The 12,326-nt window shown below is 69.8% G+C and carries 11 protein-coding genes; 5 read left to right on the top strand and 6 right to left on the bottom strand.

Annotation, left to right across the window (positions count from 1 at the left end; genetic code table 11):
• Positions 1-466: 466 nt before the first annotated feature.
• A complete protein-coding gene (locus QQY66_RS02030; RefSeq protein ID WP_301977275.1) occupies positions 467-1,423 on the top strand; it encodes a sigma-70 family RNA polymerase sigma factor in 957 nt (318 codons plus the stop codon).
• Here QQY66_RS02030 and QQY66_RS02035 read toward each other — a convergent pair.
• Together QQY66_RS02035 and QQY66_RS02040 are read right to left on the bottom strand one after the other, a co-directional pair.
• Positions 1,389-2,069, bottom strand: a complete 681-nt coding sequence (locus tag QQY66_RS02035) for an NAD(P)H-dependent oxidoreductase (RefSeq protein WP_301977276.1) — start codon at positions 2,067-2,069, stop codon at positions 1,389-1,391. The two genes, QQY66_RS02030 and QQY66_RS02035, sit on opposite strands and share 35 nt — an antisense overlap.
• Before the next feature lie 34 nt (positions 2,070-2,103).
• Positions 2,104-2,436, bottom strand: coding sequence for a helix-turn-helix transcriptional regulator (locus tag QQY66_RS02040; protein ID WP_301977277.1), 333 nt, complete (start codon positions 2,434-2,436; stop codon positions 2,104-2,106).
• 216 nt (positions 2,437-2,652) lie between these two features.
• Between QQY66_RS02040 and QQY66_RS02045 the strand changes: the two genes are divergently transcribed.
• Positions 2,653-3,153, top strand: a complete 501-nt coding sequence (locus tag QQY66_RS02045) for a molybdopterin cofactor-binding domain-containing protein (protein WP_301977278.1) — start codon at positions 2,653-2,655, stop codon at positions 3,151-3,153.
• 46 nt (positions 3,154-3,199) lie between these two features.
• Complete coding sequence (locus tag QQY66_RS02050; protein WP_301977279.1) at positions 3,200-3,685, top strand: (2Fe-2S)-binding protein; 486 nt, start codon at positions 3,200-3,202, stop codon at positions 3,683-3,685.
• A gap of 29 nt (positions 3,686-3,714) precedes the next feature.
• Here QQY66_RS02050 and cpt read toward each other — a convergent pair whose 3' ends face one another.
• The 3 genes from cpt to QQY66_RS02065 form a co-directional block, all read right to left on the bottom strand.
• On the bottom strand, positions 3,715-4,248 hold the full coding sequence (cpt, locus tag QQY66_RS02055) for a chloramphenicol phosphotransferase CPT (RefSeq protein ID WP_301977280.1): 534 nt from the start codon (positions 4,246-4,248) through the stop codon (positions 3,715-3,717).
• 62 nt (positions 4,249-4,310) lie between these two features.
• Positions 4,311-5,315: an MASE1 domain-containing protein gene (locus QQY66_RS02060; RefSeq protein ID WP_301987114.1), complete on the bottom strand. Its 1,005-nt coding sequence runs from the start codon at positions 5,313-5,315 to the stop codon at positions 4,311-4,313.
• 61 nt (positions 5,316-5,376) lie between these two features.
• Positions 5,377-6,207, bottom strand: a complete 831-nt coding sequence (locus QQY66_RS02065; protein ID WP_301977281.1) for a PP2C family protein-serine/threonine phosphatase — start codon at positions 6,205-6,207, stop codon at positions 5,377-5,379.
• 344 nt (positions 6,208-6,551) lie between these two features.
• On the opposite strand from QQY66_RS02065, the gene QQY66_RS02070 reads away from it, so the two are divergent.
• Positions 6,552-7,448 carry a S1 family peptidase gene (locus QQY66_RS02070; protein WP_301977282.1) on the top strand — a complete coding sequence of 299 codons (897 nt, stop codon included), beginning with the start codon at positions 6,552-6,554 and terminating at the stop codon, positions 7,446-7,448.
• Between the two features lie 113 nt (positions 7,449-7,561).
• Here QQY66_RS02070 and QQY66_RS02075 read toward each other — a convergent pair whose 3' ends face one another.
• Positions 7,562-10,027 (bottom strand): SpoIIE family protein phosphatase, encoded by a 2,466-nt coding sequence (locus tag QQY66_RS02075; RefSeq protein ID WP_301977283.1) that lies wholly within the window; start codon positions 10,025-10,027, stop codon positions 7,562-7,564.
• Positions 10,028-10,207: 180 nt separating this feature from the next.
• On the opposite strand from QQY66_RS02075, the gene QQY66_RS02080 reads away from it, so the two are divergent.
• On the top strand, positions 10,208-12,274 hold the full coding sequence (locus QQY66_RS02080; RefSeq protein WP_301977284.1) for a SpoIIE family protein phosphatase: 2,067 nt from the start codon (positions 10,208-10,210) through the stop codon (positions 12,272-12,274).
• The last annotated feature ends 52 nt before the right edge of the window (positions 12,275-12,326 follow it).

A 12,326-nucleotide genomic window follows, 5' to 3' on the forward strand; every position in this document is an offset into this window, starting at 1 on the left:
GTGGCCTGCCAGGACCACGGGCGGGATCTGCCTGGTCCGGGGACGCAGGTGGAGTCGGAGGCCGAGGTCAGCCGGGTTCTGCTGCATGTGCTGGATTCCTTGTCGCCGGCCGAGCGGGCGGTGTTCGTACTCAATGACGTCTTCGGGATGGCTCCGGGTACGGTCGCCGACATCGTCGGACGCACCGAGCCGGAGTGCGCCGAACTCGCCGAGCAGGCACGTCAGTGCCTTCGCCGGCAGCGTTCACGCCCCACGACACCGCGACGGCACGGGCCGGTCCATGGCAGCCGGCAGGTCGCCCACAGTCTGCTCACCCTCCTGACCCGCCGCCCACGCACCACCGTGAACGCCCAGTCCGTCAACGGCCGCGCCGGCCTCGTCGCCCGCGACGATCACCAAGTCGCCGCCGTCATCAGCCTCGACATCGCCGACCTGTGTCCCTGCCTGAGGCCTGAACCGGAGGATCATGGATCTCGACCCGCCTCCCACGTCGAGTGGCATCGAAGAGGCTCTGGCTGTCTTTGTGCAGCACCGAACGCGCCTGTTCGGCATCGCCTACCGCGTACTCGGCAGCGCGGTCGAGGCTGAAGACGTGGTCCAAGAGGTATGGCTGCGCTGGCAGAAGACCGACCGCTCCGTGGTGGTCAGCCCGGTGGCCTTCCTCTCCAGTACGACGACCCGCTTGGCCATCAATGTCGGGCAATCCGCGCGAGTGCGTCGGGAAACCTACATCGGACCGTGGTTGCCGGAGCCCATCGACACGAGCTCCGACCTGGAGGCCGGCGCGCAGCGCGCGGAGGCTCTTGAACTGGCGCTGCTGTTGGTCATGGAGAAGCTGAGCCCCGCTGAGCGCGCCGCGTACGTACTGCGCGAGGCATTCGACTACCCCTATCCCGAGATCGCCGAGATCCTTCAACTCAGCCTCGTCAACGTGCGGCAGATCGTGAGCCGCGCTCGCAAGCATCTGTCGGCCGAGCAGCGGGAGCGCGTGGACACCGCGGAGCACCGGCGACTTCTCAACGCGTTCGTCTCAGCAGCTCAAACGGGAGATGTGGCTTCACTTGAGGCCCTGCTCACCCCCGATGCCGTCAGTCTGTCCGACGGCAACGGCATGCGGGGCTGCGCTCGCCTGCCTGTGCTGGGCCGCGCACGTGTGGCCAAGCTGTCGACGCATCGGCAGTTGTGGCGGGAAGCGGAGCCCGAGTTGGTGGACGCCAACGGCTGTACGGGCGTGATGGTCCGACGAGACGGCCAACCGATCGCGTTCATGACCGTCGCCGCCTCGCCCGAAGGCATCTACAAGGTGCTGTGGCTCTTCAGCCCGGCCAAGATCGCCGCATTCCTTGACTCGCGTTCCCGCTTCGCAACTGTTCCCGGCCAGAACCGCATCAACGAACGGTCAGCTTTGAATCCGCCGCCATGAGCGTGACAGCTTTCCCGACGCGCTCCAGCGCCGCTGACCTCTCCTGGTCGGTCATGCGGGCCGGTCCGTAGGTGATGACGGGGTCGAGGACCTCGTAGCCGACGAACTCCAGCATGCCGCGGTGGATATGGAACAGGAAGTCGTCCATCGCGCCGAAGGCGCCACCGGGGCGGAACGACTCACTCGAACTGCCCGTCGTGAACAGCAGCATCGCTCGTTTCCCGGCGAGCGCCGCGTCACCGAAGAGTCCGTGGTCGCCACCGAAGACCGCGCCCATCACGAAGACCCGGTCCACCCACCCCTTGAGGATGGCCGGCAGCGAGAACCACCACAGCGGGAACGACAGCACGAGCAGGTCGGCGGCGAGCAGCCGATCGAGATGGGCCTTGACGGCCGCGTCGAGCGTCCCCTCCTTGACCGCGCGCTGTTGCTCGGCCTGCGGCTTGAAGTGGCCGTCCACCGGCCCGAACTCCTCGCGTGCGAGGGCCGGGGCCCATGCCTCGGCATAGAGATCGAGGACGTCGACTCGGTATCCGGCATCGCGCAGGGCGTGGGCCGCGGTCGCCATCTGGGCGGTGCTGAACGAGTGGGGCTCGGGGTGGGCGTGAACGATCAGGGCTGTCGGGGCAGCATCGAAGGTCGACATGATGAGATCATATCGACGTATCGCGATGCGTCAATCAGAGGGTGGTGCCGATCGCTCGCGCGACCTGCGCCAGCCGCTCTTCATCGCGCCGGTAGTGGGTCCACTTGCCCACCCGGGTGGGATGCACGAGCCCCGCCCGTTCGAGCGTGCTCATATAGCTGGAGACGGTCGACTGCGCGAGTCCCGACTTCGCCTGGATGTGCGTGACGCACACGCCCACCGACTGGCGGTCCGCGATCGGCTCGTACTCGCTGAAGTGCTTGTCGGGGTCCTTCAGCCACTGCATGATCTGCAAACGGGCAGGGTTGCCAAGGGCCTTGAACACCTCGATCAGATCACTTGACCCCGATCCCACCGCCGTGGCCATGCGTCACCTCTTTCGCCTTTCACTCCGACACACCACGATATCTCGATATCTCATCGGGTCGGACTCGCTGTCACCGCTGAGAGCCCCGCCGAGCATCAGGCCGCCTGCGGGTGACCGGTCGCACGACCGCGACCGTTCCTTCACGGTTCCGGCGTTGCCCGGATCTGCGTGCTCACAACAAACTGTCTGCCACGCGCGGACATGGGAGATCACGCGATGGCGGAGACCACGGGCGGTGCCGACAAGCCGCCTCCGAAGGCCGCTCTGGGTCGGCGTACGCTCCTGACTTACCTGGTCGCCGCCCCCACCCTGACCGTGGCCACCGGCCTCGCTCCCGCCACAGCCGCGGCTGCCGCTCCCAGAGCGGTGATCGCGGTGGACGTCGGGCGGCCGATCAACCCGCGCGGCATCGAGGCACAGATGGTCGGCGGGCTGACGGACGCGATCTCGACGACGCTGACCGCAGGACTGCATATCGACAAAGGGCTGCCCCTGGAGGGCAGTTACTCGCAGTTCCACTATGCGCGGCAGCGGAATTCGCCGACCGATGTGCAGGTCATCGTCATGCCCGCGCACGGCGAACCGGGCGGGGCGGGTGAGCTGGGCGTCCCCGCCGCGGTCGGCGCCATCGCGAACGCGTACGCCCGGGCCACCGGCACCCGTCCTCGCAGTTTCCCCGTCGACTTCCCCGTCGACTTCGAACCCTTCCCGCGCTGAGGCCCCCCACCACAGGCCCGGCCCCACACCGCGCAGGAGCGCCCGCATGCCCCAGCACACCTTCACCGTGAACGGCACCTCCGTGACCGTCGACGCCCCCGCCGACCTGCCTCTGCTGTGGGTCCTGCGTGACCTTCTCGGCATCCGCGGGCCCAAGTACGGCTGCGGCATCGACGTCTGCAAGGCCTGCACCAGCCATCTGGACGGCGAGGCCGTCAACCCGTGCGTGGTCCCCGTCTCCGAGGCCGCCGGACGACAGGTCACCACCATCGAGGGCCTCGCCGACGGCGAGCGTCTCCATCCTGTCCAGGAGGCCTGGCTGGAGCAGGACGTCCCCCAGTGCGGTTACTGCCAGCCCGGCCAGATCATGGCCGCCGTCGCCCTGTTGAAGAGGACCAGCAACCCCACCGACGCCGATATCGACGCGATCGACAACGTCTGCCGCTGCGGGACGTACTTCCGCGTCCGTGAGGCCATCAAGCTGGCGGCGGCGAAGATGGCGGCGGCCGAGACCTCCCAGCAGACCGTCTGAAGCCCCCATGACCGGGGTCGATGCGGTGGTCAGCTGACGTGCGCGGCGATGGTTCGCGCACACAGCAGGGACTCGGTGTGCGTCGTGTCCACCTCCACGTCGTAGGACACCCCTTCGTGAACCACGTCGGCCTGCAACGCGGCCATCCCACGGACGCGGTCGCCGCGTGCGATCTCACGGCCTGCGGCGACCGCACTCTCACACCTGACGCCGACCCACAGCACGGCCAGTCCGTCCACGGTCTTCTGCCACCCCTGCTGGGACCCCGCTCCGCCGAGGAACACGTCATCGATGATGACCCTGGCGCCCGCTCGGGCCATCGCCGCGACGCCGTCCATCCAGGCCGTCTGCAGCGCCATGAACTCCGCCCCGACACTCACCCCGCCGTCCGCGGCGAACACGATGCCCTCGTCCGACGCCTGCATCCTCGCGGGCAGCGCGTCGACGAACGAGTCGCACCCGAACGCCAGCCACGGGTCGGGCAGTTCGGCTTGGAGACACCGTACGATCCCGGACTTTCCCGAGCTCGAACCACCGTTGAGAATGATCATCTGAGTCGTCACCACGCCACGGTAGAGCGCTCCCCGATCCGCCCGAAACGAATTTCGGCGTGGCTCGGAGTGGATCACCTCTCGCGCCGCTGCGGGCGGGGGCCGTCGATGTCCGGCGGTGGCCGGGTGCGCGGAGCGTCGCCGGCCGTGAGGTGTTCCAGCACCTCGACGAGGTCCTGGCAGGCCCGCTCCACCGAGCGTCTGGTGTGGTGCTGCTCGGTGATGACGGCGGACAGAAGCAGGGCCGTGAGGGCCATGGAGCCGTTGAAGGCCTGGAGTTTGATCATCACCTCGATATGGGTGAGGTGCTCGAAGGGGCCCGTCTGGTCCGTCGCCGCGATGGTGGTCGTGGTGGAGGCGAGGAGGGCACACAGGATGCTGCCCGCCAGCTGGAAGCGCAGGGCGGCCCAGATCAGGAGTGGATAGACGAGGAAGAGCATGCTGATGGTGCTGTACGCGGCCAGTGGTACGAGACCGCAGGCGATGAGGGCCAGCCCGGTCGCCTCCTTCCAGCGGGCGGGACTAGGCGGCCGGCGCACCGTGTGGAGCAGCAGCAGAACGGGGGTGACGAGCAGGACTCCCATCGCGTCGCCCACCCACCATGCGAGCCACACCGGCCAGAAACCGGGCGCATCGAGTTTGTCCGTGAGAACGAGCAGACCGACGCCGGCGCTCGCGCTGATCAGCATGCTGGCCAGGGCTCCCAGGAACACCAGCGCGACGCCGTCCCGCAAGCGGCTGAGGTCCGTCCGGAACCCCACCCTGCGCAGCAGGAGGTATGCGCAGAGGGGGGCCGCTGTGTTGCCGGCCAGTGTCCCGATCACCGCGGGCTGGAGGGAGGTGATCGACATGACCACGAAGAGGACCCCCAGGGTGATGCCCGGCAGGGCACGGATCCCGAAGATCAGCAGGCAGGCCAGCGCGACGCCCGTGGGCGGCCAAATGGGTGTCACCACGGCGCCCTGGACGACGAGCTGCCGCATGAGGCCCAGCCGCCCCGCGGCGAAGTAGCAGGCGGTGACTGCCAGCGTCTCGAGGGCGTAGAGGGCTGGTCGCCGTAGATCATGGATACCCACCACAGCAGCCATCAGACAATGACACCGCCCTCTCGGCGAGCCGAGGAGGCAGCGGGGCTCTCCCCTACCGGCGTACGTCTGCCGCGTCGTGGCCTACGACCAGTACGGCCGCGTCGTCCTCGTGTCCGACCCGCTCGGCTCCCTTGATCACGGCGGCGGCGAGCGAGCCGGCGTCCATGCCCGCGACGGCGGCGACTCCCGCGAGCCTCACCACCTGGTCGAGTCCGTCGTCCAGGCTCAGTGAGGGCCCCTCCACCACGCCGTCCGTCATCAGGACGAACACTCCTCCCGTGCTGAGCCGGTACCGGGTCACCGGGTAGTCCTGCCCCGCTTCGATGCCCAGAGGTGGTCCCCCTTCGTCCTCGGCGATGCCGGACTTCCCGTCCGCGGTGGCCCACACACACGGGATGTGCCCGGCCCTGGCGCTCTCCAGCACCCCGGTGGACGGGTCGAGCCGCATGAAGGTGCAGGTCGCGAAGAGGTCGGCGCCGAGCGTCAGGAGCAGGTCGTTCGTCCTGGAGAGAAGCTCACCCGGCTCGCTGGTGACCGAGGCGAGCGCGCGCAGCCCCACCCGGACCTGTCCCATGAAGGCGGCGGCCTCGATGTTGTGGCCCTGTACGTCGCCGATGGACAGGCCGATGCGTCCATCGGGCATCCGGAAGGCGTCGTACCAGTCGCCTCCCACGTTCAGGCCGTGGAAGGCAGGTGAGTACTGGACGGCCAGGTCGAACCCGGGCGCGACCGGCATGTCCGCGGGAAGCATCCCGCGCTGCAGGGCGACGGCCAGCTCCACCAGGGAACGCTGGAGCTCGGCTCGCTCCCGTGCCTGAGCGGTCAGCGTCCTGAGCCTGGCCAGCAGTTCGTCGGCGTCGTCGGTTGAGTGATTGCGGGACATCGACCGCTCCGGAAAGTTGGCGTCCCTTCGGGCATTAAAACCTATATGCCCCATTTGTGTGATGTCGGCCCGGCGGGTGGTCGCGCCCCCGGGTGGCTGACCGTCGCGGCGGGCGCCCGCACGGTGAGAGGGGGGATCACGGACCGATTCCACTGGGGCGGGCGCCATGGCCCGAAGACGGCCTATCCCCGCCGGGCCGCGCCCGGCACAATGGGCGCTGCCCCGCCTCCGGTACGCGCAGCGCGGCGGCCCCATCGCACCAGCACCACGGGCACAGCACAGCCCACCTGGCGACCGGTGGGGCATGCCCGAGCCTGACCGACCGTCTTCGGGGAGATGTGGGTATGAGAGCACGGCGTACGACCATCAGGCGCTCACGGCTGCTCACTTCAGTGCTGAGCCTGCTCGGCATGGCAGTCCTCGCGGTGTCCGGCACCAGCGCGACGGCCGCGCCCACGGCCGGCGCCGGAGCGTCGACCGCGTCGGTGTCCGGCGCGGCTTCGGCCGTCGAGGCCCTCGGAATCGACGGGACGGCCTGGACCATCGACGAGCGCACCGGGAAGCTGCGGGTCGTCGCCGACTCCATGGTCACGGACACCGACCTCGCCCAACTTCGCCAAGCCGCCGGGCGTTTCGTCGGTGCCATGACCCTCGAACGGCTCGACGGCCGGCTGCGCACCCTCCTGTCGGGCGGCGACGCCATCTACGCCGGCGGCGGACGCTGCTCGGCGGGTGTCAACGTACGGAGCGGGTCCACGTACTACTTCGTCACGGCCGGTCACTGCACCGACGGCACGACCACCTGGTACACCGGCCCCGCCATGGACACCGTCGTCGGCCCCACCACCGGAACCAGCTTCCCCGGCAACGACTTCGGCGTCGTCCAGTACTCCAACCCGGCCGTACCGCGCCCCGGCACCATCGGAACCGTCGACGTGACCGGGACAGCGACCGCCTACGTCGGCCAGCGCGTCTGCACCCGGGGCGCCACCACGGGTGTCCGATGCGGCGTCGTCACCGGGCTGAACGCGACCGTCAACTACGGTGGCGGCACCATCGTGTACGGGCTGATCCAGACCAGCATCTGTGCCGAGCCCGGCGACAGCGGAGGCCCGCTCTACGCCGGCGACAAGGTCATCGGCATCCTCTCCGGCGGCTCCGGGAACTGCGCGACCGGCGGCACCACGTACTACCAGCCGATCCAGGAAGTACTGAGCGCCTACGGCCTGTCCGTCTACTGACGGAGCATGGGGCGTCGCGGCGGAGCTGTCATTCGTGCCGCGAACAGAATTCGTTCGACTGAGCGGCGTACGACCGCCACGTCCCGGTCGGGACGTGGCGGTCACCGTGCTGTTCACGGGATCTCCTGCTCCGCCCAGATGATCTTTCCGTCGGCCGTGTACCGGGCGCCCCAGCGATGGGTGAGCTGGGCCACCAGGAAGAGACCGCGGCCGCCTTCGTCCATACTCCGGGCGTGTCTCAGCCGCGGGGCGGTGCTGCTGGCGTCGGCGACCTCGCAGGTGAGGCGGGCGTCGCGGAGCAGTCGTAGCCGTATGGGCGGCGCGGCGTGGCGGATCGCGTTGGTGACCAGTTCGCTCACGATGAGCTCGGTCGTCATGGCCAGGTCGTCCAGCCCCCACTCCGCCACCCGGCGGGTCGCCCGCGCTCGGATGTCGGCGACGGCGGCCGGGTCCGCGGGCACGTCCCACGAGGCGACGTGGTCGGCGCCCAGACCGTGGGTGCGTGCCAGGAGAAGGGCGATGTCGTCGGGTTGGGGCACGGGCACGAGTTGCCGCACCGCGGAAGCGCAGAGCGTGGTGAGATCGGAGGCCGAACGGGCCAGCGCGTCGCCGAGTCGGAACATGCCCCGCTCCATGTCACGGTCGGCACCCTCGACGAGCCCGTCCGTGTAGAGGCCGAGCAGGCTGTTCTCGGCGAGTTCGATCTCGGTGGCCTCGAAGGCCAGTCCGCCCAGCCCGAGCGGAGGCCCGGCGGGCAGCTCGGGGAAGGAGACCTGGCCGTCGGGCGTGATCACCACTGGTGGCGGATGGCCGGCCCGGGCCATCGTGCAGCGCCTGCGCACCGGGTCGTAGACGGCGTACAGGCAGGTTGCCCCGACGAACGCGGTCGCGCTCTGTACGGCCGCCTCGTCGTCGGTCTTCGCCTCGCTCAGCCGGAGCACCAGGTCGTCGAGGTGCGCCAGCAGTTCGTCGGGAGGCATCTCCATGTCGGCGAGGGTCTGCACCGCGGTGCGCAGCCGGCCCATGGTCGCCGCCGCGGTGGTGCCGTGCCCGACCACATCGCCGACGACAAGGGCCACGCGGGCGCCGGACAGCGGGATCACGTCGAACCAGTCGCCACCCACTCCGCCCGTCGGGTCGGCCGGCTGATAGAAGGAGGCCACCTCCAGCGCGGTTCCGCCCGTCAGGGCCTGGGGCAGCAGACTGCGCTGCAGCGTGACCGCCGCCGTGTGCTCGCGGGTGTAGCGGCGGGCGTTGTCGACGCAGAGCGCGGCCCGTGCCACCAGCTCCCTGGCCAGCAGGACGTCGTCGGGCTGGAACGAGACGGGATTGAGCGACCGTATGAACGTGGTCAGGCCCAGGGCGGTGTTCCGCGCGTGCATCGGCACGGAGATGAGGGAATGCAGCCCGAACTCGCGGATGCTCGCCGCTCTCGCGGGCTGCTCGGCCATCCAGAGGTCGTCGGACGGGTCGAGGACGGGGATGAGGATCGGCTCGCCGTCGATGAAGAGACGGGCGTCGTGCGACGGGGGAAGGAAGTCCACCCTCTCCCCGACCCGCGCCACGGCCTCGGGGCAGCCCTCTCGCACCGAGCTCAGTCCGGCGCGTTGCATCGTCGGCGTGGCGGGTGCCGGGCCCGCGTCGGTCAGCCAGGCCCCGTGCCCCTCGGTGCTGAGGACGGGCTCCAGAAGGTCTACGACGACGAAGTCCGCGAAGCGGGGAACGGCGAAGTCGGCCAGTTCCTGTGCCGTCCGCAGCACGTCGAGAGTGGTGCCGATGCGCGTTCCGGCCTCGTTGACCATCGACAGGAGCTGGCGGGCGTTCCAGCGCTCGGTGACGTCCAGGACCATGTAGCAGACTCCGGTGACGGAGTTCTCGGCGTCCACCAGGGGGAAGAAGGACGTGGAGTAGGCGTGCTGGCGGTGTGGATCGGCCCAGCTCCATCCCACGTACTCGTAGTCGGTCACCGGGACGCCGGTCGTCAGCACCTTGCGCATCAGCCCCTCGATGGTCTCCGCCTGCAGGCCGGGCAACAGCTCGCTCAGACGGCGCCCCAGCCGCTGTTCCCGGGGCACGCCGCCGAAGCGTTCCAGCGTGTCGTTGAGCCAGACGTAGCGCAGCTGGGTGTCCATGACCGCCATGCCGACCGGCGAGCGGGTCAGGAATCCGTCGAGGACGGACTGGCCGACCGTCCATTGCGGCCGCTGCTCCCGCGCCGAGAGCAGGAAGCAATCGCCCTCGCCGATGCGGAAGCACGCGGAGACCCGCAGGTCGACGTCGAGGGACCGGCCGTCACGGTGCCGTACGGGGATGAGGCCGCTCCACCCCATTCCGGCGCGGCAGCGGTCCGCGACGCCGGCGACACGTGCCGGGTCCCCGGGCATCGCCAGCAGCCGCGCGGCGGAGCCGCCGACCACCTCTTGTGCCGGGTAGCCAAGGAGTTCTTCGGCGCCCCGGGTCCAGCCGATCACGACGCCGTCGGCCGCTACGACCGCCGCCGCGTCGGTGGACGCGTCGAGCAGGTCGCGCGGCCCCGCCGGTGTCGGCTGCTCATCGGAACCTTTTCGCGCAGAATCCATGGGGCTCACCCTCTACACGACCATGTTCCTGCTCGCCCGCCCGATGCGCACGGTCCCGGCCCAAGCCACTGTTCGCCAACGCGGAGGGCCGGGGGCAGCATGGAAGTGCCGGTCGCCGGTACCCGGGAGTGGCCGACACAGGTCGGTACGTCCTGCCGGCCGCTGGAGGAGGGCCGAGGGATGACAGCCGAATCCTTCCCGTCCGACGGTGACGAGTACCGCCCCGAGCCGCCCCGGCCGACCGGCCTGCTGGATGTCCTGAGCGTGGCGGCGGTGGTCGTCGACGCCGACGGGCGCATCGTGTTCTGGACCCCACAGGCGGAGGATTTGTTCGGGTACACCTCCGAAGAGGTTCTCGGCAAGTACGCGGCGCGGCTGTTCATCCACCCCGAGCATCTGCAGGTCGTGGCGAAGCTGTTCGCGGACGTACTGGAGACCGGCCGGAGCTGGGCGGGCACCTTCCCCATCCGGCTCAAGGACGGCAGCACCCGTCTGACGGAGTTCCGCAACATGCGGCTGCTGGACGATCTCGGAGACGTCTACGCGCTGGGCATCGCGGCCGACCACAGCCTGCTCCAGCGCGTCGAGACCGATCTGGCCCTGTGCGAGCGGCTGATAAACCAGTCCCCCATCGGGCTGGCGCTCATGGACCCGGACCTGCGGTATCTCCTGGTCAACCCGGCGCTGGAGCGCATCGACGGCATTCCCGCCGAGGCCCACATCGGCCGTACGCTGCGGGAGACCCTGCCCCTGCCCGACATCGACACGATCGAGTCCGCGCTGCGTCAGGTGCTCACCACGGGCACTCCGCTGCTCGACCAGTACCACGTGGGCCGTCCCCCGGCCGATCCGGAGCACGAGCACGCCTGGTCCCTGTCGTTCTACCGGCTGGAGGACCCCGGCGGTCGGGTCCTGGGGGCAGCCACCTCGGTCGTCGACGTCACCGAACGGCACCGCGCGGCCGCCGAGGCCGACCGGGCCCGGCGGCGCCTGGCGCTCATCGCCGACGCCTCGACGCGCGTCGGCACCAGTCTGGAGGTGGAGCAGACCGCCCGGGAACTGGCGGAGGTCGCCACCGGAGCGCTCGCGGACGTGGTCGCCGTGGACGTCCTCGACTCGGCCCTGGCCTGCCGGCGTATCCGCAGAACCGACAACAGCCCGGAGTACTTCCGCGCCCTCGCCCTCAAAGCGGCCCACCCGACGGTGGCCCTGCGCGCCGCCGGCCCTCCCGGTGACCTGGCCGCCTACGACGGTGACCGGCTGGTCACCCTGTGCGTCCACACCGGGCGGCCGATCCTCGTCCCCCATGTCGACGACCACGATCTGCCGCGCATCGCCCGCGATGCCGAAGCCGCCACGCTCCTGGCGCAGGCCGGTGTCCACTCCTATCTCGCGGTGCCGTTGATCGCCCATGGCGAGGTGCTCGGCGCGCTCGACCTCAAGCGCACCGGCAATCCGCTGCCCTTCGACGCCGACGATGTCGTCCTCGCCTGTGAGCTGGCCGGCCGTGCCGCCGTGGCGATCGACAACGCCCGCTGGTTCCAGAGCGTGCGCAACACCGCCCTCACCCTCCAGCGCAGCCTGCTGCCCGACCATCCGCCGCACCACACCGGTCTGGAACTCGCCTCCCGCTACCAGCCCGCTCAGGCCACCAGCGAGGTCGGCGGGGACTGGTACGACGTCATCCCCCTGAGCGACGACAAGACCGCCCTGGTCGTGGGCGACGTCATGGGCAACGGCATCGACGCCGCCGCCACCATGGGACGGCTGCGCACCGCCACCTGCGCCTACGCGGACCTCGACCTCGCTCCCGGCGCCGTGCTCCAGCACCTGGACAAGATCACCTGCGACCTGGAGCACTACATCGTCACCTGCCTCTACGCCGTCTACGACCCGCGGACCAGGCAGTGCCTCGTCGCCAACGCGGGCCACATGCCACCGGCGCTGGCCGGCCCCGGACACGCCCCCGCACTCCTCGATCTGCCCTCGGGGGCCCCGCTCGGAGTCGGCGGCATCCCCTTCGAGACCACCACGGTCGATCTGGTCCCCGGCGATCTGCTGGTCCTCTACACCGACGGCCTCGTCGAGACCCGCCACCACCCGATCGACGAACGCCTGAACGTCCTCCTCAGCTTCCTCGACGAATCACACCGCCCGCTCGAGGAGACGTGCGACCTCCTGCTGTACGGCCTGCGCACCTCCGACGACCATGACGACGTCGCCCTTCTGGTGGCTCGGGCCCTGTGATCGGACCCCCTTGACGTACTGATCCCCTTCGGTCACTACGATTGAGAGCCTC

The organism is Streptomyces sp. DG2A-72, from assembly GCF_030499575.1.
Taxonomy (GTDB): domain Bacteria; phylum Actinomycetota; class Actinomycetes; order Streptomycetales; family Streptomycetaceae; genus Streptomyces.

Bases quoted from the DNA above. Each gene is read 5' to 3' on its own strand.
- QQY66_RS02080 (WP_301977284.1), top strand. From the start codon at position 10,208: ATGACAGCCGAATCCTTCCCGTCCGACGGTGACGAGTACCGCCCCGAG.
- QQY66_RS02070 (WP_301977282.1), top strand. From the start codon at position 6,552: ATGAGAGCACGGCGTACGACCATCAGGCGCTCACGGCTGCTCACTTCA.
- QQY66_RS02035 (WP_301977276.1), bottom strand. From the start codon at position 2,069: ATGTCGACCTTCGATGCTGCCCCGACAGCCCTGATCGTTCACGCCCAC.
- QQY66_RS02040 (WP_301977277.1), bottom strand. From the start codon at position 2,436: ATGGCCACGGCGGTGGGATCGGGGTCAAGTGATCTGATCGAGGTGTTC.
- QQY66_RS02065 (WP_301977281.1), bottom strand. From the start codon at position 6,207: ATGTCCCGCAATCACTCAACCGACGACGCCGACGAACTGCTGGCCAGG.
- QQY66_RS02030 (WP_301977275.1), top strand. From the start codon at position 467: ATGGATCTCGACCCGCCTCCCACGTCGAGTGGCATCGAAGAGGCTCTG.
- QQY66_RS02075 (WP_301977283.1), bottom strand. From the start codon at position 10,027: ATGGATTCTGCGCGAAAAGGTTCCGATGAGCAGCCGACACCGGCGGGG.
- QQY66_RS02045 (WP_301977278.1), top strand. From the start codon at position 2,653: ATGGCGGAGACCACGGGCGGTGCCGACAAGCCGCCTCCGAAGGCCGCT.
- QQY66_RS02050 (WP_301977279.1), top strand. From the start codon at position 3,200: ATGCCCCAGCACACCTTCACCGTGAACGGCACCTCCGTGACCGTCGAC.